Raw genomic sequence first — 25,482 nt, 5'->3', positions numbered from 1 at the left:
TCGAATACATCAATGGCTTCTACAATCCGCGCAGAAGGCACTCGGCTTTGGCATGGAAAAGCCCATTGGCATTCGAAGCCAGGGCCGCTTAAATGAGAACTCGGGGCGGAATCAAACCGTGACAGGTCCACCTAGCCTGATTTCCTCCTCAACTCGGACGAGTTCACTAATGCTTGTCCATGGGTTTGTGGGAGGCATTGCCGGCATAGGCACATAGTCATATAAGCCCTCGTTCAAAAATCTATTTGCTTCTGTGCGGGGTCTATCTGAGCTTACTTGGGCGTCTTTTTTGTCGTCGTACAGATGAAGGCTGGCTATTGAATGCTGATAGTGGCCGAGCCTGAGATCCAGTTCCCGTGTTGCAATTTCTTGTAGCATTGTGAACGAAAAAATGTCGTGGGGCAGACCCTTAAAAGCGTCGTTGGATCGCATGTGTACATGCAAATTTAGCCGCCCATTTCGCACAGCAAAATGCAACGTGCAGGTGCAGGGGATATCTTTGTTGGCCTCAAACGCATCTGAATTCGAGTACAGCTGGATTACTGCATTCCTCGAGGATGGCCGGTTACGCAAAAGGGAGATAACGCGGTTCCATTCACCTTTCCCTTCTTTCCTGTCGCTTGCACCTAACCCAAAAAGACGCGGCCCATAGGCGCCATTGACATGCGTTCCATCATTTGAAAACTCTGAGTAGCCGGGAATATAGTGCTCTATGAAATCTACGCTGTTATCGTCGGCCAAATACCAAACTAATTCTCCCATTGCGCTGAATATGCGGGCTCTTGCCTGAGATCGACTAAGCCGAGCAAGCGGGTTTCTCAACTCGAGTAGAGCTCCAAATATTTCTGTGCTGTCGCCTTTTCGCGTTCCTGTCACACGAGTTGTACCTCGATTACCAAGTAGCCGCGCAAAAACTGCTCGCATCAAATCATCTAAATTGCTTTCACTGGCATGGAACAACTAAAAAAATCCCAACTTTCTTAAGTTATGCGGGCGCTAATCACCTCAACGTCATGCCGGGAGATGTTTCCTGAGATTACAGATGCTCTCTCCAATAGCCAATCAAAACCTACAATTTTCAGTTTATGTCGTGAATTGTTCGCCATGCTTAAAGCGTTTTGCTGAACTTGCTTGAGTTTGTTTTGTACCCCTAGAACCACGAGGCACTCAGGATCGGAAAAGGCAGGAAAAATACTTCGCATTTCGGGAAGGTGACTCATCATGTAAGTCCGATAGTCTACTGCTTGTTGCTCTGCATGGGTCGCGTGGTAAGAAAGCTGACCACCTTTAGTGACGAGTGACTTTCCGGGACATTCAATTTCTACAACTATATAAGAATTGTCCGACCTCCGAATTACGAAGTCTGGAATGCGAGAGCCGAAGACGTTTGGTTGCGGCCAAATTTGCATCGCCATGGGGTCTAGAAGTTGGGGGTGTTGCTCGAAAAAGCGCTGGAAAGACGGTTCATGACTTGGCTGGCTTTCAATCAGGCTTTGGAACTCGCTCAATATCGGTGTGCTGAGCGCTAGCCAACGTTTGGAAAGTGCCCTCACAAGCTCTTGTGCAGATTTAGATTTTCCATATTGTTTCCCCATCAATACTAAGCCTACTACAGCACTTACGTCGTCGTCATCTGAAAAAGAAAGAATACACCTCACAAGAGCCTGCCTGGCTACTTCCGAAAGCTTATGCAGCCCTCCCAATTTGTGCTCAACTGTTTTCCACAGTCGGTCATAGCTCGCGATAGTTTGTGGCATAGTGCATTCACAGGCTGCCACATCTGCAAGAATTTCAATAGACAAAGATCGATTTGCAATTGTACCAGCTGCTTCGAAAATATTCACAATTTGTTGGACACCTGTCTCTCCCCAATAGAGTAAGCAACGACCCGCCGGAGCCTTGAGTTCCCATTTGTAAGTCGTACCACCATAGTCGTCTTCGAAGAGTCTGCAGGCAAGCAACAAGGCTTCTAGCGAACCATCCTCCAAGCAACGTTCAAGCAACTGGGTAAGTTGATCAGGGCGAATACAAGAGGCAAGGAAGCCTTCAACGTCATCTTTTAGCAAGATTTTTCCCTTCGGTTAGACTAAGCCTCTGAAGGTAAATAGTGAATTACTAACCTGACAAGTCCTGATTGCCAGAACCCATCGTATTCAAACACACGCATCAGAAACCCAGAATGCAACCCCGGGCAGTCTACAGGCAAAGAAACTCAACGCATGTGAGATTTAAGTATCTGAATTTGTTGTAATAAATTGGTAGCGGAGGAGGGACTTGAACCCGCGACACGCGGATTATGATTCCGCTGCTCTAACCAGCTGAGCTACTCCGCCATCAGGCGTGGGCAGGCGGTGGCCTGCGCGACGTGGGGGTGCTTATAGGGGGGCTGCGTCCGGTACTTTGGACTCGACCTTGAGGCGGGGCAGGCCTAAATAGGGCCTGTGAGCGGTGCCATCAACATGATTTACGATGGAGGGGAGACCTTGCAGATCAAACTGCTGGGGTTTTCAGGAAACGGCCCTATATCAGTGTCGTCTGAAGCCGGTTTCCAGAGCGGCTGTGCAGGGATGTCTTTTGGCATAACCGGAAGAGGCACAGGCCGTTTGATCTGGGACTGGAAGATCCGATCTAGGAAGAGCCGTTTTCCGAGTCAGCCAGCGGGCTGAATTGGGTGCCACTCGGGCCGCGGCTCAGGTGGTGACGGAGGACAGGAAGACATCAAGGTCGGCCCGCCCGGGAGGAGGCGGACCTTAATGGGCGCAAATCGCGGTCACGCTGTTTGTGCAAAGAACAGGACGTCCCGGAATGACAAACTCCAAGCACATCGTTGTTGTCGGTGGTGGTTTTGGCGGCCTCAAGGCTGTTCATGACCTTGCAGGCTCCGGTGCCCGGATCACGTTGATCGATCAGCGGAACCACCATCTCTTTCAGCCGTTGCTCTATCAGGCGGCGACAACCATTCTCCCGGTTTCTGAAATCGCCTGGCCCTTGCGCAGGCTTTTGAAGCGCAGAAAGGACGTGACCACGCTGCTGACGCGCGTCAGTGGCGTCGACACCAGCACCAAGCGGGTGTTTCTGGAGCAGGGGGAGCCGATCTCCTATGACACGCTTATTCTGGCTACAGGAGCCAGGCATTCCTATTTCGGCCATGACAACTGGGAGCCCTATGCGCCGGGCCTGAAGACCCTGGAAGATGCGACCAACATCCGCCGTAGGGTGCTGTCAGCCTTTGAGGCGGCTGAAAATGCCACCGATGCGGCAGAGCGTCAGGCTCAGATGACCTTTGCAGTGATTGGCGCTGGACCGACGGGGGTTGAGCTGGCCGGGGTGATCGGCGAGCTGGCTCAAAGGGTTCTGCCGAACGAGTTCCGCAACATTGATACGCACCAGGCGCGGGTCCTGCTGGTGGAAGGGGGCCCCAAAGTGCTGCCGGCCTTCCCGGACAGCCTGTCCGGCTATGCCCGCAACGCGCTGAACAAGCTGGGTGTGGAGGTGCTGACCGGGCAGCCGGTGACCTCGTGCTCGGGTAACGGCATTGCGCTTGGGGAGACGGAGATCCCGTCCCGCACGATTATCTGGGCCGCCGGGGTGCAGGCCTCGGACGCGGCCCGCTGGCTGGGCGTGCCCGGCGACCGGGCTGGCCGGGTTCTGGTAGAGCCGGATCTGAGCGTCAGCGCCCATCCGGATGTGTTTGTTATTGGTGACACGGCGGCGGTCATGACGGCTGAAGGCAAGCCCGTGCCCGGCATAGCGCCGGCTGCCAAGCAGATGGGCGCTTATGTGGCCAGGGTGATCAAGGCCCGCCTGTCAGGCAAACCCGCGCCCAAGCCGTTCCGCTACCGGCATAACGGCAACCTTGCCACGGTTGGCCGCAGCGCGGCCGTGGTCGATTTTGGCAAGATCCGCCTCAAGGGCGCCCTCGCCTGGTGGTTTTGGGGCGTGACCCACATCTACTTCCTGATCGGCACACGCAGCCGGGTCACCGTCGCCTGGAGCTGGCTGTGGTCCTATGTGACCGGCCACAACAGCGCCCGGCTGATTACAACGCCGGAACTGACACAGCAGGCCCATAAGAAGGCCGCCTGATACAGGCGCTGGATTGCCCATAGACCCCGGGCGCCATAGGCGCCGGGGTGGCATCGGGTCACCAGGAACTCGCGTTTCATGCAAAGGAAAGGGGGGCTGCAACCAGCCGAATATGTATAGAAATCTATTTACATGACTGTCTTGATCATTAATTCCTATTTTTATTTGCGATGATTGGTAATTATTATTGTATGAATTGACAATAATATTTAAGTCCGTAGTATTAATGAACATTTGAGCTATTTAAGTCAAGTTTCTGAGGTGGTTCCTTCGGGTTTTTGTCCGAAGCGGAAACCTTTGTCCTGGCATGGTTGCCACTCAGGAACAGAGAGACGAGATGCTCACACTCAATCGCTTGCTGCTTATTTCTGTCATCATTCCAGCCCTCATTGCGATGATGTTCGGTGTTTATATGACCGTACAGTCTGCTGGCAGGATTCAAGACATCAAGGCCGCGAGCACCGTCAAGGATGTCGGTAATGCGGGGGCGGCGCTGGCACAGGCGCTGCCGGCAGAAGGATTTGCCCAGGCCGAGCCTGGCTCACCGCAACGCGACACGATCCGGGGGGCAACCGACAAGGCTTACCAGAATTTGCTGAGCGCTTATGACAGGCTGTCCATCGCCGATCCTGATCTGTCGGAGTTGAGAACGCAGATTGAGGCGGCCAGGCCCATGCTGGCTGAATACCGCAGGCTGGAAGATGCGGACGCGCTGCCGCCGGGGGCCGGTGTGAAATACATGCAGCCGATTGCAGCTCTCGCGATTGAGGTGACCCAAAGGGGGGCTTCGGTGACCGGCGTGACGGAAATGTCGAAGAGCCTGCAGGCGTATTATGCTGCCATGCAGTTGAATGATGGCGTGCTGATCGAAACGGCTTCGCTCGACTATCTCAAACCCGATGCCCAGATCCCGGCCCGTATCCTGACGTTGAACAAGATGGGGGTGGGCCTTCAAACCGTCTTTGCAGCGCCTGTCGTGAACCTGGCGGCGGCCGATGTGACGCGGGACGTCAAGGCGTTCCTGTCCGGTCCGGATGAGGCGAAGCTGGCAGAGCTGCGGGCCAAGGCGAACGATCCTGCGGGCCACGTCGTGACGCAGGCGGACATTGCCGCCTGGAAACAGGCTATCAAGAGCAAGGGCGCGCTGGCATTTGACGTGATTGGCCGGATCATGACAGGGACCGAGGATACGTATCAAACCCTCCTGAAACAGGCTGAAGGCGCTTTTTATCTCTACCTGCTGCTGACGGTTGCCGCGCTGGGCTGCACGGGGCTGTGTTCCTGGTTTGCAGCGAGGCGCCTGACTTCCTTGATCCGCGAGATCACGTACAGTTTCAATGAGCTTGAGGAAGACCATCTGGATACAGAGATTGCCAACACGCACCGTCCGGATGCGATTGGCAATCTGGCCCGCTCTGCGGAAGCCCTGCGTGCCAAACTTCTGGAGCGCCGGGCGCTGGAAGAAGAGGCACAGACCCGGGATGCCCGGGCCGCTGCCGAGCGCCGGTCGATGATGGACAGCCTTGCCAATGATTTCCAGGCCAGCATGGGCGGCATTGTCTCAAGCGTTTCGGACGCGGCAGCAGAGCTGGAAACGGCGGCATCTCAGCTGACGGTGATTTCCGAGGATGTGGCTACGGAAGCGGAGGCTGTGTCCAAGGCGGCCGATGACGCCGGAAATAATGTCTCCTCCGTGGCCAGTGCGTCAGAAGAACTCTCCAGCTCGGTCCGGGAAATTTCAAGACTTGTCGACCATTCGACCGCAACGTCGCGGGCCGGGGTGCAGTCGGCCACTCATACGGCCGATATCGTGAATGAGCTGAGTGCCTCAACGAACAAGATCGGTGATATCGTGGAACTCATCTCGGGCATTGCGGAACAGACGAACCTTTTGGCCTTGAACGCAACAATCGAGGCTGCGCGCGCCGGGGAGGCGGGCAAGGGTTTTTCCGTCGTTGCAGCCGAGGTGAAGGAGCTTGCAAACCAGACCTCCAAGGCAACGGAGGAGATTTCTGCGCAGATCGGCGAAATTCAAAGGAAAACGGAAAGCGCCGTCGGGGCGATTGGGGACATCACCAGTACGATCTCCGAAATCAATGAATCCGCAGGCGGAATTTCCCAGTCCGTCTCCCAGCAATCAGACGCGACAAACGAGATTACGGTTTCCGTGACACGCGCCTCTGACGGCACCGGTGAAGTGGCGCAGCGAATTGTCAGCATGGCCAAGAATGCAAGCACGGCAGGAGAAAATGCCTCCAGGCTGCTGGGTTCCTCAAAAGATCTCGCGCTCCAGGCTGACCAGCTGAAAACACAACTGGACACCTTCCTGAACTCCATCCGGGCGGCCTGATCTCAAGGTGCTGGGACAACCGTGTTGTTCAAAACAGGATCGCCTGATTGTTTTTGATCATGGCATTGAGGATGGCGAGGAGTTTCCGGCGGCAGCGATGAGGATTGGCGCAAGGACGACAACGACCACAGACCAGATGGCGTCATCGGCAACAAAGTGCCTGTGGATCTGATGAAATCAGAACACGCGGCCAGCCCGTGTTCCTGATGCTGTCCGGCAAACTCTCGAGCATCGGGCGACAAGTCTGTCTTCGGCGTATGTTGGTATAACGCGCTTAGGTTTTTTCCAACCCGAGGCCGTGCTTTTGCGCCTGCCTGACGCTACAAGGCAGACGCGGACCAAAGCCAAAATCAAAAATGGCGCTTCTCAATCAGTCAAATTTCATAAGCATAAGTCTTTGACAGTCAGGCCGGCCTTGCGACTGATCGCGCGCGATCCTGCGAGGGGGGGCGGCCATAAGCCTTGCGATAGGCTGCGGCAAAAGCGGGCTGTGAGCTGTAGCCGCACCAGTCCATGATCGTGGCCATGCTCAGTCGCGTGTCCAGTATGAGACGGCGTGCCAGATCAAGCCGGATGTTCCGGTAACATTGCATCATGGACAGCTTCATGCTGTTGTGAAACTGTCTTTGCAGCTGCCGGGTCGACAGACCGACGAGCAACGCGATCTGATCTGCGTCCAAGGGATCAGCAATATGGCTTTCCATCAATTCGATCGCCGCTTCAACCGCTGCCGGTAGAGCGCCGTAGCGGCTTTTGACGCTGGCTTGCTGCGGCGCATCGGGGCTGCGTATCTCGGTCTGGATGAACCAATCACTGATTTTGCGCGCAAAATCAGTGCCGTGATCCTTTGCAATTATGGCGTACATCATGTCCAGCGGCGCTGTCCCGCCAGCACAGGTATATCTGTCGCGGTCAATCACATAGAGCCGCCGCTCGGCGACCAGATTGGGATAGAATTCCTGCATCGCGTCCAGATGATGCCAATGCAGTGTAAAGCGCCGCTCTTGAAGCAATCCGGCTGCCGCCAAAATCGCAGCACCGCCGGAAATACCGCCGAGGGCCACGCCTTGCCGGTCCAGCTTGTGCAGCCAGGCAAACAGATTGGGGTTGCGAAAGCTCAGCGGTTCGCCCCCCGCCACGACAAAGACCATGTCCAGCGGGCCCGTTTCCTTCGCAAACCCTCGCGTGTCAAAGCGCGCACCCAGAGACGAGGCCGCAGAGCTTTCGAACAAAGACAGGGCCTGAATGCCGTATATCTCTTGCCCGGCGAAGAGGTTCGCGGCCCTCAGCGGCTCCATTGCCGCAGCGGTGGACATCAGGGCAAACCCATCCAGCAGGACAAAGCCAAGATGTTTCTTTTTCGAATATGGCTGATTCACGACTGAATATGTCCCGATAGCGTTAGAGCGCAGTCTGCGCAAGACCATAGGATGCGTCAACCGATAGGGAGCCATCAGTATGACCTTCTCAGGATTCCGCGTCCTCAAAGAGGCTTTGACCGGACATAAGGGCTGGAAACCGCTTTGGCGTGATCCCGTACCACAGGACCATTATGACATCGTCATTATTGGTGGCGGCGGGCATGGTTTGGCCACCGCCTTCTATCTGGCCAAGGTCTTTGGCATGGCCAGGGTCGCGGTGTTGGAAAAGGGGTGGCTTGGTTCGGGTAATATCGGACGCAACACCACAATCATCCGCTCCAACTACCTTCTGGAAGGCAATCAGCCGTTTTATGAGTTCTCCATGCAGCTCTGGGAACATCTGGAGCAAGAGCTGAACTTCAATGCGATGGTCAGCCAGCGGTCAATCATCAACCTGTTCCACAGCGATGGCCAGCGCGACGCCTATCGGCGGCGCGGCAATGCGATGCATCTGTCCGGCGCGGGCGGACGGATGATGGATCAGAACGAATTGCGCAAGGTTGCGCCTTTTCTGAACTTTGACAATGCGCGCTTTCCGATCAAAGGCGGGCTCTGCCAGGATCGGGCCGGCACCGCCCGGCATGATGGTGTGGCCTGGGGCTATGCACGCGCGGCGGATCAGCGGGGCGTTGATCTGATCCAGAATTGCGAGGTCACCGGATTCCGCATTGAGGCGGGGCGCATCAAAGGTGTGGAAACAACCCGCGGGTTTATTGCCGCAGGCAAGGTAGGCGTTGCTGTGGCGGGCTCTTCCTCGCGCGTAATGGCGCAGGCGGGACTGCGCTTGCCACTCGAAAGCCATGTGCTGCAGGCTTTTGTCAGTGAAGGGCTAAAGCCGACGATCCCGGGTGTGATCACCTTTGGGGCCGGGCATTTCTATGTGAGCCAGTCGGACAAGGGCGGGCTTGTCTTTGGCGGTGACATTGACGGCTATAATTCTTATGCACAGCGCGGCAATCTGCCGGTGATTGAAGATGTCGCCGAAGGCGCGATGGCCCTGATGCCCATGCTGGGCCGGGCGCGGCTGCTGCGCAATTGGGGGGGGATCATGGATATGTCCATGGACGGTTCACCCATCATAGACCGCACACATATTGACGGGCTCTATCTGAATGCGGGCTGGTGCTATGGCGGTTTCAAGGCAACGCCTGCCTCTGGCTATGCCTTTGCCCATCTGCTGGCCACAGACAGGCCCCACGAAACCGCCACGGCCTATCGTCTGGACCGGTTCCAAAGTGGCCATGTCATCGACGAAAAGGGCGTTGGCGCCCAGCCCAATCTGCACTGAGGTTCCCATGCTGATCCCCCACCCTCTGCTTGGTCTGCGCGATGCGCAGGAGTTTACGTATCTTGGTGATGCCTCGCTGATGGCCCGGCCTGATCCCGAGGCCCCTGATGCCGAGGCCCTCTTTAGCGACTATGTCTTTTTGCGCGACAACCCGGCGGGCGTCCATCAGGAGCTGTGGTTTCATGAGCAGGGCGATCGCAGCTGGCTGGTGGTGACGCGTGACACAGTCACGCATGAGATTTTGGGCGCAGAACTGGCTTCCAACATGAAAAGGGTATCCGCATGACCCGACTTGCTGGCGGTCTGATCGACCGCAGCCAGACGCTGAGTTTCCGGTTCGATGGCAAGACGATGCAGGGTCATGCCGGCGATACGCTGGCGTCGGCCCTGCTGGCAAATGGCGTGCAGCTGATGGGACGGTCCTTCAAATACCACCGTCCCCGTGGCGTGTTCAGTGCCGGATCGGAAGAGCCGAATGCACTGGTGACTTTGGGCCGCGGTGCGCAGTCAGACCCCAACACCCGCGCCACCATGGCCGAGCTGTTCGACGGGCTGGAGGCGCGCAGTCAGAATTATGCAGGTTCTCTTGATCATGATCTGATGGCAGTCAATGACCTGCTTTCGCCGTTTCTGTCCGCAGGTTTCTACTACAAGACCTTCATGTGGCCGCGTGCGTTTTGGGAAAAACTGTATGAGCCTGTCATCCGCCGGGCTGCGGGGCTCGGCGCCCTGTCTATGTTGCCAGACCCGGACGCCTATGGTCGCGGTTTTCTACATCCCGATCTGCTGATTGTTGGCGGCGGGGCCGCAGGGTTGATCGCAGCTTTGACCGCCGGACGCGGCGGGGCGGACGTGGTTCTGGCGGACGAGGATTTCCGTTTGGGCGGGCGGCTACTGGTTGAAGGCGGTGTGCTGAACGACCAGCCCGCGGCGCTGTGGGTGCAAAACGCCCTGGAGGAGTTGGAAAGCCTGCCAAATGTGCGCATCCTGACGCGCACCACCGTGTTTGGCACCTATGACCACGGTATTTTCGGTGCGGTCGAGCGAGTCTCGGATCACCTCGCCACCTCTCTGCCTGTGCGGCAGACCTTGTGGAGGATCACCGCAAAGCAAGCCATTCTGGCAGCGGGCGCGACCGAGCGGCATATCCCCTTTGCCGACAATGACCGGCCTGGCGTGATGCTGGCCGGGGCAATGCGCGCCTATGCCAACCGCTGGGGCGTGACTGCGCAACGGGATGCGGCCGATCCGGTCGCGATCTTCACAAATGGCGATGACGGCCATCGTAGCGCGGCCCAGCTTGCCGCGCTTGGCGTGCCCGTTCTTGGGGTGATTGATCCGCGCGAGGATGCGCCAAACCTTGGCGGTTATGAAACATTTTCAGGCGCACGGATCACCGGCACAAAGGGTCGTAAAGGTCTGAGCGCGATTGAGGTTACACGCAACGGCTGTTCCGACTGGATGCCGTGCGGAGTGCTCGGAGTCTCGGGCGGGTGGAACCCGAACCTGCATCTTGCGTCTCATCACCGGGGGCGGCCGGTTTGGGATGAGGCACGGCTTGCCTTTGTGCCGCCGGCGGATGGTCCGAAAGGCATGCTGATTGCTGGCGCCGCGCGGGGAGAGGGCTCGACGGCTGCGGCCCTGCTGGATGGTCAGCGTGCGGCCAGGACTGCTCTGGAGCAGTTGGGGCGTAGCACGCAAACCGCACCCTTGCCCGAGTGTTCGGATGAGGAAAGCACGCAAACCGCGCTGTGGCATGTACCGGGCAAACGCCGCGCTTGGGTTGATTTCCAGAATGACGTTACAGTCAAAGACATCCAACTGTCCCATCAAGAGGCCATGCGCCCTGTTGAGCATCTGAAACGCTGGACCACGCTGGGCATGGCCACGGATCAGGGCAAGACCGCCAATGTGACTGCGCTTGCCGTCATGGCCGAGCTGACGGGCAAAACCATACCCGAAACTGGCACGACAATCTTTCGCCCTCCCTATACCCCGGTCTCTCTGGGGGTGCTGGGCGGCGGCGATACCGGCGCAAATTTCCGTCCACGCCGCCTGACGCCGACCCATTACTGGGCCGAAGCACAGGGGGCTGTCTTTGTCGAGGTTGGGCAATGGATGCGCGCGCAATGGTTTGCACAGCCGGGCGAGACTCATTGGCGTGAAAGTGTCGACCGCGAGGCGAAGTCCGTGCGCGCCTCTGTCGGGATCTGTGACGTGACCACTTTGGGCAAGATTGATGTCCAGGGCGCGGATGCGGGTACCTTCCTCAACCGTCTGTATTGCAATCAGATGGCCACGCTGAAAGTGGGACGGGTCCGCTATGGGCTGATGCTGCGCGAGGATGGCCATGCCTATGACGATGGCACCGCGGCGCGCCTGGCCGAGAACCATTATGTCGTTACCACCACCACAGCAAATGCTGGTCTGGTTTATCAAAGGATGGAATTTGCGCGGCAATGCCTGTGGCCGGAACTGGACGTGCATCTGATATCGACCACCGATGCCTGGGCGCAAATCGCTGTGGCCGGACCGAATTCACGAACGCTGCTTTCCCGGCTTGTGGACGGGTTTGATCTGTCCAATGAAGCGTTTCCCTTTATGGCTTGCGCTGAGCTGACGGTCTGCAATGGTTTGCGGGCGCGTCTGTTCCGCATCTCATTCTCTGGCGAACTGGCCTACGAAATCGCCGTGCCTGCCCGCTATGGCCATGCGCTGATGGCACGGCTGATGGAGGTGGGCGCAGATCTGGAGGTCACGCCTTATGGAACCGAGGCGCTTGGCGTCTTGCGCATTGAAAAGGGTCATGCCGCAGGCAATGAGCTGAACGGCCAGACCACGGCGCAGATGCTTGGGCTAGGCCGCATGGTGTCGCAGAAGAAGGATTCGATTGGCGCGGTCATGTCTCGCCGGGACGGTTTGGCCAAGGACACCAGGCGCTTGGTCGGCCTTAGACCTGTGACGCAAGGGCAGAGTGTCGTGCCGGGCGCGCATCTGTTTGCCAAAGGAGACCCTCAAGATATGGCGCATGATCAGGGCTGGATAACGTCGGCAGCCTTTTCGCCCCATATGGGCACCTCTATCGGTCTGGGTTTTCTACAGCGAGGGGATGAACGGATGGAGGAAGAGATCATTGCGGCCAATCCGATAGAGGGTACATCCACCCGCCTGCGTGTGGTCTCGCCGCATTTCATCGATCCGGAAGGAGCACGTCTTCGTGACTGATCTGAAACCGATAGGCGCCTTTGGCGACACCAAGCCGCGCAGCAAGACATTGGGTGGTTATACCCTATGCGAGAATACCGACCGGGCCCTTGCCTGCTTGTCGTTGCACGCCAGCTCCTCCCGGCCCGAGCCCTTTGGGCTTCCCCTGCCCGGTCCGGGGGAGATGACGTCCGTTGCGTTCTGGATGGCCCCCGGCCAATGGATGCTTGAAAAATCCGGCGCGGCCGAGACGGATTTTGCGGCCGCGCTGCGCTCTGAAATCCCCCAGGCCTGTATCACAGAGCAAACTGATGGATTTGTGTGCCTCGACATACAGAGCGCGACCTCCGGCGATAGTGTCGCGCTGCTGGAACGGCTGATCAACCTGCCACCGGAAGCGACCTATCCGGGCCGCGCAGTCCGCACCGCAATTGAGCACATGACCGTCTTCGTCCTGCGGCGCAGTGAGACGCAGATCAGTGTGCTGGCCATGCGCTCGGTCGCCGGATCACTCTGGCACGCGCTAGAAACTGCCATGTCCCGGCTTGCGTCTTCCCAATAAGACGCACCGGCCCAAACGCGGCTGACGCGATTCAGCCAACCATCTTTTCTTCGGAGCAACCATGTCCAAATACTGTCTGACCGTTTCCTGTCCAACGACACGCGGCATTGTCGCGGCCATCTCGACCTTCTTGGCCGAGCATGGGTGTAATATCACAGACAGCTCACAATTCGACGATGCCGAGACGCAGCAGTTCTTTATGCGCATCAGCTTCCAGTCCGAAACGGGCATCGACCGCGAGACGCTTCGAGCCAATTTCAGCGACATCGCCCAGAATTTTTCGATGGATTTCGCCGTTCACGATGAAGACGAAAAGATGAAGGTCGTCATTATGGTCAGCCGCTTTGGCCATTGCCTGAACGACTTGCTCTATCGCACCCGCATCGGCGCTTTGCCGATCGAGGTTGTTGCGGTCATCTCGAACCATATGGAATATCAAAAGCTGGTGGTGAACGCGGATATTCCGTTTCACTGTATCAAGGTGACCCCTCAGAACAAACCGCGGGCCGAGGCCGAGATCATGCAGGTGGTCGAGGAAACTGGCGCCGAACTGGTGGTTCTGGCGCGCTATATGCAGATCTTGTCAGACGATATGTGCCAGCGCATGTCGGGACGGATTATCAATATTCACCACTCTTTCCTGCCATCGTTCAAGGGGGCCAATCCCTATAAGCAAGCGTTTGAGCGCGGGGTCAAACTGATCGGCGCGACCTCGCATTATGTCACGGCAGATCTGGATGAAGGTCCGATTATCGAGCAGGACACAGTGCGCATTACCCATGCGCAAAGCGCGGCGGACTATGTGTCTTTGGGCCGCGATGTGGAAAGTCAGGTGCTGGCTCGCGCCATTCATGCCCACGCCAATCATCGGGTCTTTCTGAATGGGAACAAGACCACCGTCTTTCCGGCAAGCCCTGGTTCCTATTCGTCCGAAAAGATGGGTTAGCGCACGATGCTCCAGAGCGCCCGGCCTTAAAACCTGAGACACGAATGGGCTGCCATACCTGCGGTAGCCTCAGGACATTCGTGTCAAAGACCAATTCAGGTTAAAGACCGGATGCTCAAGAGATCTTTCAGCTCCCACCTTCCGCCGTTTTGCGGACTGTGGAGGGAGATATGCCGAAAAATTCGGAAAAAGAATAAGAGAAATACGATCCAGATCTGAACCCTGTCGCAATGGCAACGTCAATCAGCGACAGATTGCTGTGCTGAAGCAAATCCCGCGCCTGCTCGAGCCGGCGGGTTTTGCAATAGCGTGCCGGCGTCATGCCCAGATGTTTCTGGAACAACCGTTCAAGCTTTCTGCGGCTGGCCCCCACTGCGCTGGCCAGATCGTCTGGCGGAATGGGGTGCTCCATATTCTCTGCGATGAGCGTCACCGCTTTGCGGATTTGCTGCGGCGCGGTTTCATCCAGCAGCGCCGATCCATGGGACTGCATGACCAGATTGTTGCGTATTCGGTCCAGTTGTAGCTGGTTGGCAACCGAATGGACCAGCCAGGTTTCATGTTCGCGGGCGATGATCTCCATCATCAGATCAAAAGAAGACATGCCTCCTGCGCAGGTCATGATTTGTCCGTCGATTTCATAGATCGCATCAGACAGTTCGATATCGGGAAACTCCTCGTGAAAGGCTGGTTTGCCCTCCCAGTGGATGGTTGCGCGTTTCCCGGTCAGTAGTCCTGCGCGCGCCAGAAAGATTGTTCCCATAGAGATCGCGCCCATCGTCACGCCCGCCGCGAACCTGCGGCTGAGAAAGGCGGAAAGCCGGGTTTGATTGGCCGCTTCCAATCCCAAACCTGCACAGACAAAGCAATAATCCGGCACTCCCCCGGACCCCAGCTGCGCCCCATTTTCCAACACCAGCCCGTTGGAGGCACGGATGGTTGCGCCTGCTTCGGCGACGACACACCAGTCATAGGCGGTCTGGCCCGCCATTCGGTTGGCGACCCGCAAAGGTTCAATGGCGGCAACCACAGAGAGCATGGAAAAATCATCCAGCGCTACAAATTCAAACCGGGCCGGTTTGATCCTGGGGTTGGAGTGCGTTTGTTGAGGGGCGATTGCAGGCTCCGCTGGGCAATTGAGGCTGTTTGGCAAGAGAGTTTGCCCATTATAACATCCCGCTCCTGAGAGGGTAATACATAGTGTAGTTCGGGCGGTCACTCTTCTTCCATGCCTCTTGGGGCGTGTGCCAACACCCCGCTTCAGAGGCGTAAGAGAGTGGCCGCCCGAACTACACTATGTATCCGGCAGGCGAAGATGACGCGCTTATCCAGGAAACTTGAGGGTGACATCCGATTTTGGTTTGGAACAGCAGGCCAGAATAAAACCCTGCGCAACCTCACGCTCCGACAACCCGCCGTTCTGGGTCATCTCCACCTCGCCGGAGAGTAGTTTCAGCTTGCAGGTGCCACATTGACCGGCACCGCAGCCTGTCGGGACGCGCAGGCCCTGCATGCCCAAGGACTGGGACAGATTCAGAGCGTGCGCCACCGGCACCTCTTTGCCGCGCAGATGGGCGGTGAAGCTGCTCGCTTGGCCGCTTTCCTCCGTCTTTGGCGCAGACCTGATCGGAGCGGGCGCAGACGCCGCGCCGAAACTCTCGGTCAGAAAGCGCTTTGGATCCCCCCCTTCGGACCGATAGATTTGGCCAATCTGAGTCATGAATCCCTCGGGTCCACAGCAAAAGGCCGTACGCCGCGCCAGATCCGGGATCATGGCGCGCAGCATGGCGCGGTCTGGTCGTCCGCGATAGCCGCGCCAGCCCTGGAGGGCATCCGCCTGTGTGACACAGTCATACAGCTTCAGATTGGGCAACTGTAAAGATATATCGGCAAGTTCCTGCGTGAACAGCAAGTCCTCCGCCGTCCGGGCGACCTGAAGCGCGATCACATCCACCGTTTCTCGCCGCTCCGCAAGCCAGCGCAACATCGACATCATCGGCGTAAAACCACTGCCCCCACCGATCAGCACAAGTGGAGCGCCGGGATGTGTGATCAAGCCAAACCGTCCAAAGGGACCACGTGCCGTCAACCGGTCTCCTTCTGTCAATGACTGATGCATCCACCGGGTCGCGTGGCCGGTCTGAACGGCCTTGACGGTTATGCTGACACGTTTCAGATCGGTCCCGGCCGAGCAAATCGTGAATGTTCGCGTCACTTCACCATCGGGCATCGGCAGACGCAAGGCCAGCGCCTGACCGGGGTGGTGACGTAGCGGACCGTTTTCCATCTCAAATTCAAAGGTTACAATATCTGCTGTTTCTTGCTTGCGACGCCGCAAAACAAGCATCACATCCCCAATTGGACAAACAGGCACCGAAGGTTTGGGAAAAGGCAGATGCTGATCGTGCTGGTACAATGTCACGAAAGGTTACTCCGCCGCCAACAGAGCCTGTTGTGACTGGTCTAACCACGTGTCCAATGTGCCACGATACCAGTTCAGGAAATTCAAAATCATAAATTCGGAAACCTCCGAATAAGGGCCGGGTTCATAACCAGGAGAACGGGTGCCCCGCTGGTTTTCTTCTGCCAGACGCTTATCCTGCGCGTTCGTCTCGATCCAGACATGAGACAGATGCTCTGGATCATAATCCCAGCCCTCGACCGCATCTTCATGTACACACCAAGTCGTGCGTATCTCGGTTTTGTCAGGACCCAGAGGCAATATACGGAAATGGATGGTCATTTCCGACAAGACATGATGCCAGTTATTCGGCACCCGAAAGGCACGAACAGATCCGAGATCCGGTTCTGTCAGATCCCCCAGCAGCTTTTTGCAGGCCAGCTCTCCATCCATGGTCATAGAGCGCGCGCCTTTGCGGAAGGGCAGGCGGATGCAGCGGAACTCTGCCCCGCCATCGGCAGGGGCATGAGGCAGACCAAGCGCGTCCCAATCGCGGGCTTTCTGTTCCATCAGGTCAAACTCGTCCCCGAACCGGGCGTCGTCCGGCAGGGCCATTTCGACCAGAGAGACCAGCAATTCAGGGTGGTTGCCCGCACAGTGATAGCACTCGCGATTGTTCTCGATCACCAATTTCCAATTGGCTTCTTCGACGATGACCGATTCACGCACAATCTTGGTGCGTCGGGGATCATGCGGTTGGATATAGGGTGTGATCCCGGCGCGAAACCGCTCAATGTCCGGCGGTGTCTCGGCCAGGCTGATATAGAGCAACCCCTCCACAGAGGTGACATGCACCGGTTTGAGAGGGAATTTTGCAGGGTCAAAATTCTCGCCCATAAATCGTGTGCCAATCAGTGCACCGTTCAGGTCATAGGTCCATTGGTGATAAGGGCACACCAACCGGTTCGTATGCCCCCGCTCCTTGGGACACAGCCGCGAGCCGCGGTGGCGACATGCGTTGTGATAGGCGCGGATCACGCCCTCTTCGTCCCTCAAGACAATCACCGGCGCATCGTGAACGGTGAGCGTGATATAGTCACCGGCATTGGGAATTTCACATTCCGGCCCGGCAAACAGCCACTCTTTGTAAAACACAGCTTCGATATCCGCTGCGAAAATGTCGGGGTCATTGTAAAACGCACTCGGAAGAGAATATCCGTCCCGACATCTTTCCAATTCCGCACGTAGGAAGGTGGTGTCTATTGGGCGTGGCATATGGGCTCTCCGGATTTTGATGTGCCTACCAAGATCGCCCGGCTGCTGGACCGTTTCTTTAGAAATAGCGCCAAACTTCTCTGAAATATCTCCAGGCCTGCTGTTTTTCGGGCGGCTTCTCATTCCAGCCTGCCGTTATATTGAAAATATTTGGCGGAAATCCTGAGGGGCGGTGGCGCATGCCCCCTAAGGTTTGTGGAAACGTATCTGTAGCCCACTTAAAAACTCTAGCTGGAGTCCTCATGTCCTTCCCTCAAAGCACCCCCTACCTTGTCATCGGCGCAGGTATTCACGGCCTGTCCACTGCGCTCCATCTTGCCAAGCGGCTGAAGGCCACAGGCAAGGGCACCGGCGCAGATATTCTGGTGGTGGACAAGACAGGGATTGCGGCGGGTGCCTCTGGTATTGCCTGCGGTGTGGTGCGCAACAATTATTTCCAACCGGCGATGCGTGAACTGATGGCGCATTCCGTGTCCCATTGGGAGGCGAATGCCGAAGCATTCCAATATAACCCGGTCGGCTATATGCAAATTTCGGCCGAAAGCATGCATGAGGATGTGGCGCAAATTTACCGCGAGCAGCAGGCGATTGGCTATGAGTCCAGCTTTATCGAAGGGACAGCCGATTGCGATGCCTATATGAAAGAGATCTTCTCGGACTGGCGGGCACAGAACATCACATCGGTCCTGCATGAAAAACGTGGTGGTTATGCGCACAACGCGGCTGCGATCTATGCGCTGGCAAAGATGGCCGAGGAAGAGGGCGTGCGCATCCTCACCGGGGTTACAGTGACGGGGCTCAAGGGGGCGAACGGGTCCTCCTCTGCGATCGCTGGAGTTGAAACGGACAAGGGCGTTATTGCCTGCGACTATCTGGTGGTCGCCGCGGGTCCTTGGGTCCGGGATTTCTGGACCATGGCCGAGCTGCCCGCGCGTATTTCGGTCAAGAGTGCCTCTGGCCAAATGCATTCAGACATTCCCATGTGGAAATTCTGGCAGCTCGAAGAAGGGGTTCTGCGGGTCGATCCGGAAAGCTTCAAAACCAACGACGGCAAGTTGCCGCCGGTGATTCATGTAGACACGGACGCGCCGCTATATTCGGACGTGGACGGTTCTCTCATCACCGAAGAGATGTGGGGTATCTACTACAAGCCGGACTTCAACTTTGGTGGCATTCAGGGCGGAGCGATGCCCTACAAGGTCGACAAGCCTGCCGATGAGGTTGAGATTGATCCTTATGGCCCTTCCTCGCCTGAATTTGTCTCTTCTCCGGAATTTGCGCATATGTGGGTCTCGGCCCTTGCGCATTGCAATGAACGGTTTTCCGGCACAATGCCCAAGTACCACAAAGAGCCATCGGGCGGCGTCGGGTGTTTTACGCCGGACAGTTTCCCTGTGTTCGACGTGTTTCGCGAAAACTGCTACATCATTGCAGACAGCAATCACGGATACAAAATGATTGGTGTGGGTGAACTGGTGGCCGAAGAAATGACAGGCGGCACCTCGGCTCTGCTGGAGCCATTCCGCTTCGGCCGCTATGAAACGGGCAAGCTGCACCCGGTTTCGAACAGCCCCTATCCCTGGAGCTGAACCTTCCAAGACAAAGAGCGCGCCGCGCCCGGGGCTATTCCATAAGCCCCGGCAACTCGCGAAGCATCAATTGCGGCATCAGTGTGCGGACCGTCGGCATGGTCTGGCGTTCCCGAACCACATCCGCATAGTTGACCTCCGCCTGAATCAGGGCCTCGCCAGAATCGGCCTGCGCCAGTTTGGACCCATCGGGGCCAAAGATCGACGACCCGCCCCAGAACCTCATGTCCTGATGCGCCCCGGTCCAGTTGGTCATTATGATCGGCAGACCATAGGTCATCGCCGCATAGCTGCACACAATGCCCCAGCCCTTTTCATTGGAAAATCCGCCGCCAGTGCCCTCGATCGTCGAGGCAATGGGCAGTGCCAAAACTGTGGTTTCGCGCATAGCGGAGAGGTAGAGCTGGCCGGGGTCCCAACTGTCGGCACAAATCATGCCGCCGCAGGTCCAGTGCCGGTCCAGATCCAGCGTCATTGTACGTTTGCCTGCGGTAAAGTATTTGCCCTCATCCAACCGGCCATAGGTGGGCAGGTTAATCTTGCGATAGACCTTTTTGATTTCTCCTTGAAAGAGCCAGGCCAAGGAATTGTAAAAATGGCCCGCCTTGCCCTTTTCGACAAATCCGACAACGGTGCAAATATCTTTGCATTTCTGCGCCAGGGTGTGCAGGAGCCGGTCATCTGCCCAAATGCCGGATTTCTGCACGGTGTTGCCATCAGCAGGATATCCCGTAAGCGAGGTTTCGGGAAAAACCAGCAAATCCATCCGAGCATCCGATGCTTCTTCGATAAAGGCCAGATGTTTGTGAAACAGCACATCGGGGCTTTCAGGCACATGTTCGATCTGTGCACTGGCGCATCGCAAGACATCGCGGTGGATCATCTCCGTCTCCTAATGTTGCAAACTGCCCCCCCCCGGGAGCGGCTGTGCCCCGGGGGGGAGGGGTTAGCCTAGCAAACCGCTTTCGTTAAGGAACTCAGTTGCAACCTCTTCGATGCTTTTCTTGTCAACATCCACCCGGCTATTCAAGTCCTGCATGGTTTTGTCGGACAGTTTCGCGGAGATTGCATTCAGCAAATCACCCAATTCGGGATGCGCGTCCAGCACCTCGGTGCGAATAGTCGGTGTCAGTGCGTAGTTCGGGAAAAATCCCTTGTCATCTTTCAGCACCTTGAAATCAAAAGCGGCGATTCGGCCATCGGTGGCAAAGACCAAACCCGCATCCACCTGACCATCCTTCAGTGCGGGATAGATCAAACCGGATTGCATCGGGGCCAGATTGCGGCGGCTGGTTTCAAATCCATAAGCCTTTTCCAAGCCTGGCAGACCATCTGGCCGCTTGGGAAACTCCGCATTCACACCAAGCTTTAGCGAGGTGCCTTCGTTAAACGCAGCGGCAAGATCAGACAGGGTGGTCAGCCCCTTGTCATCAGCGGCGCGCACCGCCAGGGCATAGGTGTTGTTCGCTGCCGACGCGTTCAGCCATGTGATCCCTTTGGCCGCATCCAGTTCTTTGACCTTGGCATAGGTTTCGTCCGCACTCAGCTTATCGGTTACCTTATTAAAGGTGACCAGCGACGTGCCGGTATATTCCCAGTAAATATCCACCTGACCGTTCTCTTGCGCAGCGCGCAGAACGCTGGTTCCCATGCCATCCAGCTTTTCCGTGTCAAAGCCCTTTGCGTCAAGAAACTGATGCGTAATTTCCGCCATCAGCAGCTGCTCGGTAAAGTTTTTGCCGCCCACTTTCACCGTGGTGTCGGCTTGTGCAGGGCCTGCCAGAACGGCAATCAAGGCAGTGGCTGCGCATAAGACTGATTTGAACATGTTTGGTCCTCTGTTAGGTTTATGTTTGTTAGGGCCGCAAAGGGTTCACCCCTCGCGGAATAAGCCAGAACTGCGCTCTGGCAAGCGCCCAGTCGGCGAGCATCGCCAAAAGGACGACGGGAATGGCACCAGCAAGGAGCATTTCCATCTCGTTCAGATCAATGCCGGTAAAGATCAGTTCCCCCAACCCACCACCACCGATGAGAAAAGCCAGAGGAACCGTGCCGACATTGATCGCCACTGCGGTGCGGATGCCAGCGAACATCACAAACAGCGCATTTGGCAGTTCAACCGACCACAGAATATGCAAAGGTGTCATGCCCATGCCGGTGGCGGCCTCTTTGAGCGGGGCGGGGACTTCGCGCAGCCCCTGAAAGACATTGCGGACAATCGGCAGTAGTGTTGCCACCCACAGGCCAAAGATCGCCGGAATCGTGCCGATGCCCAAAAAGGTGATCGAAAGCGCCAGCAGCGCCAGGGTGGGGATGGTCGTACCGATATTGAAAACTTGCAGCAGGGTCTCTGCATAGGTTTTCATCCAGTCCCGGCTCAGCAAGATTCCTACGGGAACCCCCACCAAAATCGCCAAGGCGGATGAGACCAGAACAAGGTAAATATGCTGGCCGGTCAGGTAGATGATATCATCGCTATAGTTCCGCCACAGATCGCCGAAAAAACCGCGCTCTCCGATCATGATGCCAAAGGTCAGCACGCAGCCCAGGCCAAAGGCAATAGCTGTTCTGATCTGGTCGGGAAGGAGCGTGCCTCGCGCGCTCATAGTACCTCCGCCGCGTCCGGAGGCATTGCCGAGTCGCGATATGTCGCTCCCAAGGCATGTGAAATCGCACGCTGCGTGATCGAGCCCTGAAAGAACCCTTCATCATCCACACAGGCCAGCCAGGTTGTATCATAGCGGAACATCTTGGACACCGCAGTGCGCAACTCGTCCTTGACGTTGACTGTAGTGGGCAAGGCCTGGTGATGCTCTTCGACCTGACCATTGAGATCTTTGATATCGTTCAGATGCAGAAAGCCGCGCGCGCGCCCCTTTGGGCCAACCATGACGATATTCTTGTGACCGGCCTCTTCCATAAGGTGGCGCGCCTTGGCCAGATTGTCATTGGCCATGACACGCACCTGCTCGCCATACATGACCTCTCCGACACTCAGCAGGCTCAGCCGTTTCAGGGTTCGGTCCGAGCCAACAAAGCTGGCGATGAAATCATTGGCAGGGCGGGCCAAAAGGTCATCCGGGCTGTCATACTGTTCCAGCTTCCCATCCCGGAAAATCGCGATCTTGTCGCCCATCTTGATGGCCTCATCAATGTCATGGCTGACAAAGGCAATGGTCTTGCGGATTTCCTTTTGCATCTTCAGGAACTCGTCCTGAATGACCGTCCGGTTGATCGGATCAATCGCGCCAAAGGGTTCGTCCATCAGCAACACAGGCGGGTCCGCAGCAAGGGCGCGGATTACACCCACCCGTTGCTGTTGGCCGCCGGAAAGCTCTTTGGGATAGCGTTTTAGAAAAATTGCGGGGTCCAGATTGACCATCTCCAAAAGCTCTCCCGCGCGGCGGCGCGACGTGGTTTTGTTCCACCCCAGCAGATCAGGAACCACGCAGATGTTTTCTTCGATCGTCATATTGGGAAACAGACCGATTTGCTGGATCACATAGCCAATGTTCCGTCGCAATTCGATCGGGTTGAGGCTGTCGGTATCGCGGCCCGCCACCCAGATCTTGCCCGAGGTTTTGGGTATCAATCCGTTGATCATCTTGAGCGTTGTGGTCTTGCCGCAGCCCGACGGGCCCAGCAGGACGCAAATCTCGCCTTCTGGGACATTCATCGAAACCTGATCGGCCGCGATCACGCTGGGTCCGCCCGGGATGTCAAAAACCTTTGAGAGTTTTTCAAGCTTTATCACGATAATATCTTCGAACTTGTCAGACCCTGGCGGTAGAGCCAGACGGTGGTGTGAGACGGTTTTGCACCCACATCAGCGCATAATCCGCCGCGATTGCCAGCAGTGAGACCATGAGCGCGCCGGTGACCAACTGCCTGGGATCGGATTGGGAAATCCCGCGCGAAATGAACACCCCCAGCCCGCCCGCGCCGATATAGGCGGCAATTGCGGTAATCCCGATATTCATCACCACCGCGATACGTACACCCGCCATCACCACGGGGACTGCCAGCGGAATTTCCACCCGCGCGAGCCGTTGAACCGGCGTCATGCCCAAACCGCGTGCCGCTTCGCGCAGCGCGGGGTCGACATTGGAAATGGCGGTGTAGGTGTTGCGGATGATTGGCAGCTGGGAATAGAGCAACACCGCAATTACCGCTGGCAGATAGCCCACACCCTGTCCGATGACTGACAGGATAGGGATCATCAAGCCAAATAATGCGATAGACGGAATCGTCATGATGATCGAGGCGATATAGAGCACCATATCCGCCGCCCGTTGATTGAGCGTGATCAAAATGCCAATCGGTACCCCTGTGAGGATCGCCAAACCGATCGCCACGGCAACGATCGAAAGATGCTGAAAGGTTCTTTCAGCAATCACATCAAGGTTTTGGCTTATGAAAGTCAAAACGTCCAAATCGTGTTCCCCATGGCTCGCATCCAGAGTGTTTTGTTTTTGTCTGGTAGACGATGCGTTAGACCAAAGCTGTCGCGACTTCCGGTTCCTAATTTTCGAATGCGCGGCAAAGTTTGTCGTCTCCGCGTCGGCTGAGCGCGATGATGTCCTGAAACCGTCAAATCAGGTTCCCTGAGCAGTGTTGGAGGTGCCACGATTTGGCGGATTGTGCTGCCCGGAGGTGGGCCTGTCCCGGATTTGTACCGCGCCTTTGACTTGGTATTTTGCCACAAAGGAGACTCTTCACGGCATCACGTCACGTCGCGGAGTTTCGCGCAGCGACACAGAATTTATTGCCAAAGAAACAATGTGACGGCACCGTTGTTACACCGACTGACACAGGCACAGATGTAGAGGTCTTCGGAGCTGTCGGTCTTCTCGTCGATGCAACGAAGAACGTGTCCGGCTTAATTGATAATAAGTTGAGGGGAATTTTGGTAGCGGAGGAGGGACTCGAACCCCCGACACGCGGATTATGATTCCGCTGCTCTAACCAGCTGAGCTACTCCGCCATAAGGCGAGGGCAGGCGGTGGCCTGCGCGACGTGGAGGTGCTTATAGGGGCGCTGCGGGCAGGCGTCAAGGGGAGAATCTGCGCCGGCCCGCAAAGGTTTGCCTTTGGGCTTAAACGGCAGAAACCGGGGCGCTCTCTTGTGGAAAATCGACCGCCCAGGCGCCGGAGCGCTCGGTCTTGTGGATCCAGCCGCCCCCCAGTACCCGTGCCGTTTCATCGTCGCTGTCAAAGAAGACACAGGCCTGGCCCGGTGCAACGCCGGTTTCCCCGTTGGCCAGATCGACAAAGCCCTTGCCGTTGAGAAGCTTCAAGGTGGCGGGTGCCGGCGGGCGGGTGGAGCGGACCTTGGCGAAGATCTCGATTTCGTCGCCTTCGTCCAGCGGCTGGTCGCCGATCCAGTTCAGCTCGCGCAAAAGAATAGTGCGCGTGGCCAGCGCCTCACGCGGGCCGACAATCACCCGGCGCGCCTCCGCATCCAGACGCACCACATAAAGCGGTTCGCCGGTCGCAACCCCGATGCCCCGGCGCTGGCCGATGGTGAAATGGATGATGCCGTCATGGCGGCCCAGAACCCGCCCGTCCATATGGGTGATGTCGCCCGGTTCTGCCGCATTGGGGCGCAGCTTTCTGATCACTTGCGCATAATCCCCATTCGGCACGAAACAGATGTCCTGGCTGTCCGGCTTGTCGGCAACGGCCAGGCCGAATTCCGCCGCCAGGTCCCGTACCTTCGCTTTGGGCATGCCGCCCAGAGGGAAGCGGATGAAGTCCAGCTGCTCCTGGGTGGTGGCAAACAGGAAATAGCTCTGGTCCCGGTCCAGATCCGCCGGGCGGTAGAGCGCCCGCTTGTTGCCCTGCTGCTGCGAGCGCACATAGTGGCCGGTGGCCAGTGCATCGGCGCCCAGGTCCCGGGCGGTCTTCAAAAGATCGGTGAACTTGACCGTCTGGTTGCAGGAGACACACGGGATCGGGGTTTCGCCGGCAATATAGCTGTCGGCGAACCGGTCCATCACCTGTTCCTTGAAGCGGCTTTCATAGTCGAGCACATAATGGGGAATGCCAATCTTTTCCGCCGCACGCCGGGCATCGTGAATGTCGACGCCCGCACAGCAGGACTTGGCCCGGGAGACGGCCGCCCCATGGTCGTAAAGCTGCAGGGTGACGCCGATCACGTCATAGCCTTCCGCCTTCATCAGCGCCGCGACGACGGAACTGTCAACGCCGCCGGACATGGCAACGACAACGCGCGTGTCTTCCGGGCGCCCGGGCAGGTCAAGACTGTTTCGCATGGTCAAAACTCATCCAGAAGGTTTGTGCCGGGCGGGGCGCCCCTCAAGGGCTTGCCTCCTGGCGCGCGGGCTATGCCGGTGCGCCT

General features: G+C 57.2%; 20 protein-coding genes and 2 tRNA genes. 8 read left to right on the top strand and 14 right to left on the bottom strand.

All coding sequences use genetic code 11. The annotated features are described in order from the left end of the window. Positions 1-111: 111 nt before the first annotated feature. The 3 genes from ACXAH0_RS12405 to ACXAH0_RS12395 all read right to left on the bottom strand — a co-directional run bounded on the left by ACXAH0_RS12405 (position 112) and on the right by ACXAH0_RS12395 (position 2,333). Complete coding sequence (locus ACXAH0_RS12405) at positions 112-960, bottom strand: thymidylate synthase (protein ID WP_475191560.1); 849 nt, start codon at positions 958-960, stop codon at positions 112-114. 20 nt (positions 961-980) lie between these two features. Continuing rightward, complete coding sequence (locus tag ACXAH0_RS12400; protein ID WP_475191558.1) at positions 981-2,066, bottom strand: Shedu anti-phage system protein SduA domain-containing protein; 1,086 nt, start codon at positions 2,064-2,066, stop codon at positions 981-983. Positions 2,067-2,256: 190 nt separating this feature from the next. After that, positions 2,257-2,333: transfer RNA gene (locus ACXAH0_RS12395), tRNA-Met, on the bottom strand. A 472-nt stretch (positions 2,334-2,805) separates the two neighbouring features. Between ACXAH0_RS12395 and ACXAH0_RS12390 the strand changes: the two genes are divergently transcribed. Together ACXAH0_RS12390 and ACXAH0_RS12385 are read left to right on the top strand one after the other, a co-directional pair. After that, a complete protein-coding gene (locus ACXAH0_RS12390) occupies positions 2,806-4,086 on the top strand; it encodes an NAD(P)/FAD-dependent oxidoreductase (RefSeq protein WP_475175382.1) in 1,281 nt (426 codons plus the stop codon). A 337-nt stretch (positions 4,087-4,423) separates the two neighbouring features. Beyond that, positions 4,424-6,436, top strand: coding sequence for a methyl-accepting chemotaxis protein (locus ACXAH0_RS12385; protein WP_475191555.1), 2,013 nt, complete (start codon positions 4,424-4,426; stop codon positions 6,434-6,436). A 404-nt stretch (positions 6,437-6,840) separates the two neighbouring features. Here the strand turns inward: ACXAH0_RS12385 and ACXAH0_RS12380 are convergent, their stop codons facing one another. Next, positions 6,841-7,815, bottom strand: a complete 975-nt coding sequence (locus ACXAH0_RS12380; protein WP_475191552.1) for a GlxA family transcriptional regulator — start codon at positions 7,813-7,815, stop codon at positions 6,841-6,843. 79 nt (positions 7,816-7,894) lie between these two features. On the opposite strand from ACXAH0_RS12380, the gene ACXAH0_RS12375 reads away from it, so the two are divergent. From ACXAH0_RS12375 to purU, 5 genes are all read left to right on the top strand, one after another. After that, positions 7,895-9,145 (top strand): sarcosine oxidase subunit beta family protein, encoded by a 1,251-nt coding sequence (locus ACXAH0_RS12375; protein ID WP_475191551.1) that lies wholly within the window; start codon positions 7,895-7,897, stop codon positions 9,143-9,145. A 7-nt stretch (positions 9,146-9,152) separates the two neighbouring features. Further along, positions 9,153-9,431, top strand: coding sequence for a sarcosine oxidase subunit delta (locus ACXAH0_RS12370; RefSeq protein ID WP_475175369.1), 279 nt, complete (start codon positions 9,153-9,155; stop codon positions 9,429-9,431). Continuing rightward, entirely contained in the window at positions 9,428-12,370 is a 2,943-nt protein-coding gene (locus tag ACXAH0_RS12365; protein WP_475191550.1) for a sarcosine oxidase subunit alpha family protein, read from the top strand. Before ACXAH0_RS12370 ends, ACXAH0_RS12365 begins: the two co-directional genes overlap by 4 nt. Beyond that, entirely contained in the window at positions 12,363-12,911 is a 549-nt protein-coding gene (locus ACXAH0_RS12360) for a sarcosine oxidase subunit gamma (RefSeq protein WP_475191549.1), read from the top strand. Before ACXAH0_RS12365 ends, ACXAH0_RS12360 begins: the two co-directional genes overlap by 8 nt. Before the next feature lie 61 nt (positions 12,912-12,972). After that, positions 12,973-13,857, top strand: coding sequence for a formyltetrahydrofolate deformylase (purU, locus tag ACXAH0_RS12355; protein ID WP_475191548.1), 885 nt, complete (start codon positions 12,973-12,975; stop codon positions 13,855-13,857). A gap of 127 nt (positions 13,858-13,984) precedes the next feature. On the opposite strand, the gene ACXAH0_RS12350 is transcribed toward purU, so the two are convergent. The 3 genes from ACXAH0_RS12350 to ACXAH0_RS12340 all read right to left on the bottom strand — a co-directional run bounded on the left by ACXAH0_RS12350 (position 13,985) and on the right by ACXAH0_RS12340 (position 17,656). Then, positions 13,985-14,896 (bottom strand): GlxA family transcriptional regulator, encoded by a 912-nt coding sequence (locus ACXAH0_RS12350; protein WP_475191546.1) that lies wholly within the window; start codon positions 14,894-14,896, stop codon positions 13,985-13,987. Between the two features lie 285 nt (positions 14,897-15,181). After that, positions 15,182-16,204 (bottom strand): flavin reductase family protein, encoded by a 1,023-nt coding sequence (locus tag ACXAH0_RS12345; RefSeq protein WP_475191544.1) that lies wholly within the window; start codon positions 16,202-16,204, stop codon positions 15,182-15,184. 81 nt (positions 16,205-16,285) lie between these two features. After that, the gene (locus ACXAH0_RS12340; RefSeq protein WP_475191540.1) at positions 16,286-17,656 is read right to left on the bottom strand and encodes an aromatic ring-hydroxylating oxygenase subunit alpha; all 1,371 of its coding nucleotides are present in this window, start codon (positions 17,654-17,656) and stop codon (positions 16,286-16,288) included. A 119-nt stretch (positions 17,657-17,775) separates the two neighbouring features. Between ACXAH0_RS12340 and ACXAH0_RS12335 the strand changes: the two genes are divergently transcribed. Beyond that, a complete protein-coding gene (locus ACXAH0_RS12335; protein WP_475191538.1) occupies positions 17,776-19,122 on the top strand; it encodes an NAD(P)/FAD-dependent oxidoreductase in 1,347 nt (448 codons plus the stop codon). A 34-nt stretch (positions 19,123-19,156) separates the two neighbouring features. Here ACXAH0_RS12335 and ACXAH0_RS12330 read toward each other — a convergent pair whose 3' ends face one another. From ACXAH0_RS12330 to mnmA, 7 genes are all read right to left on the bottom strand, one after another. Further along, entirely contained in the window at positions 19,157-20,005 is an 849-nt protein-coding gene (locus ACXAH0_RS12330; protein ID WP_475191536.1) for a nitrilase-related carbon-nitrogen hydrolase, read from the bottom strand. 63 nt (positions 20,006-20,068) lie between these two features. Further along, a complete protein-coding gene (locus ACXAH0_RS12325) occupies positions 20,069-20,950 on the bottom strand; it encodes a glycine betaine ABC transporter substrate-binding protein (protein WP_475191533.1) in 882 nt (293 codons plus the stop codon). A 28-nt stretch (positions 20,951-20,978) separates the two neighbouring features. After that, complete coding sequence (locus ACXAH0_RS12320) at positions 20,979-21,662, bottom strand: ABC transporter permease (protein WP_475191530.1); 684 nt, start codon at positions 21,660-21,662, stop codon at positions 20,979-20,981. A 62-nt stretch (positions 21,663-21,724) separates the two neighbouring features. Continuing rightward, positions 21,725-22,876, bottom strand: a complete 1,152-nt coding sequence (locus tag ACXAH0_RS12315) for an ABC transporter ATP-binding protein (protein ID WP_475175347.1) — start codon at positions 22,874-22,876, stop codon at positions 21,725-21,727. A gap of 19 nt (positions 22,877-22,895) precedes the next feature. Then, positions 22,896-23,555, bottom strand: a complete 660-nt coding sequence (locus tag ACXAH0_RS12310; RefSeq protein ID WP_475175346.1) for an ABC transporter permease — start codon at positions 23,553-23,555, stop codon at positions 22,896-22,898. A 474-nt stretch (positions 23,556-24,029) separates the two neighbouring features. Continuing rightward, positions 24,030-24,106: transfer RNA gene (locus ACXAH0_RS12305), tRNA-Met, on the bottom strand. 111 nt (positions 24,107-24,217) lie between these two features. Then, the gene (gene mnmA, locus ACXAH0_RS12300) at positions 24,218-25,396 is read right to left on the bottom strand and encodes a tRNA 2-thiouridine(34) synthase MnmA (protein WP_475174979.1); all 1,179 of its coding nucleotides are present in this window, start codon (positions 25,394-25,396) and stop codon (positions 24,218-24,220) included. Positions 25,397-25,482 lie beyond the last annotated feature (86 nt).

Source organism: Roseibium sp. AWQ4_290 (genome assembly GCF_056160985.1).
The sequence above is the reverse complement of the archived record's forward strand: the minus strand, read 5'-3'. Positions and strand labels throughout refer to the sequence as shown.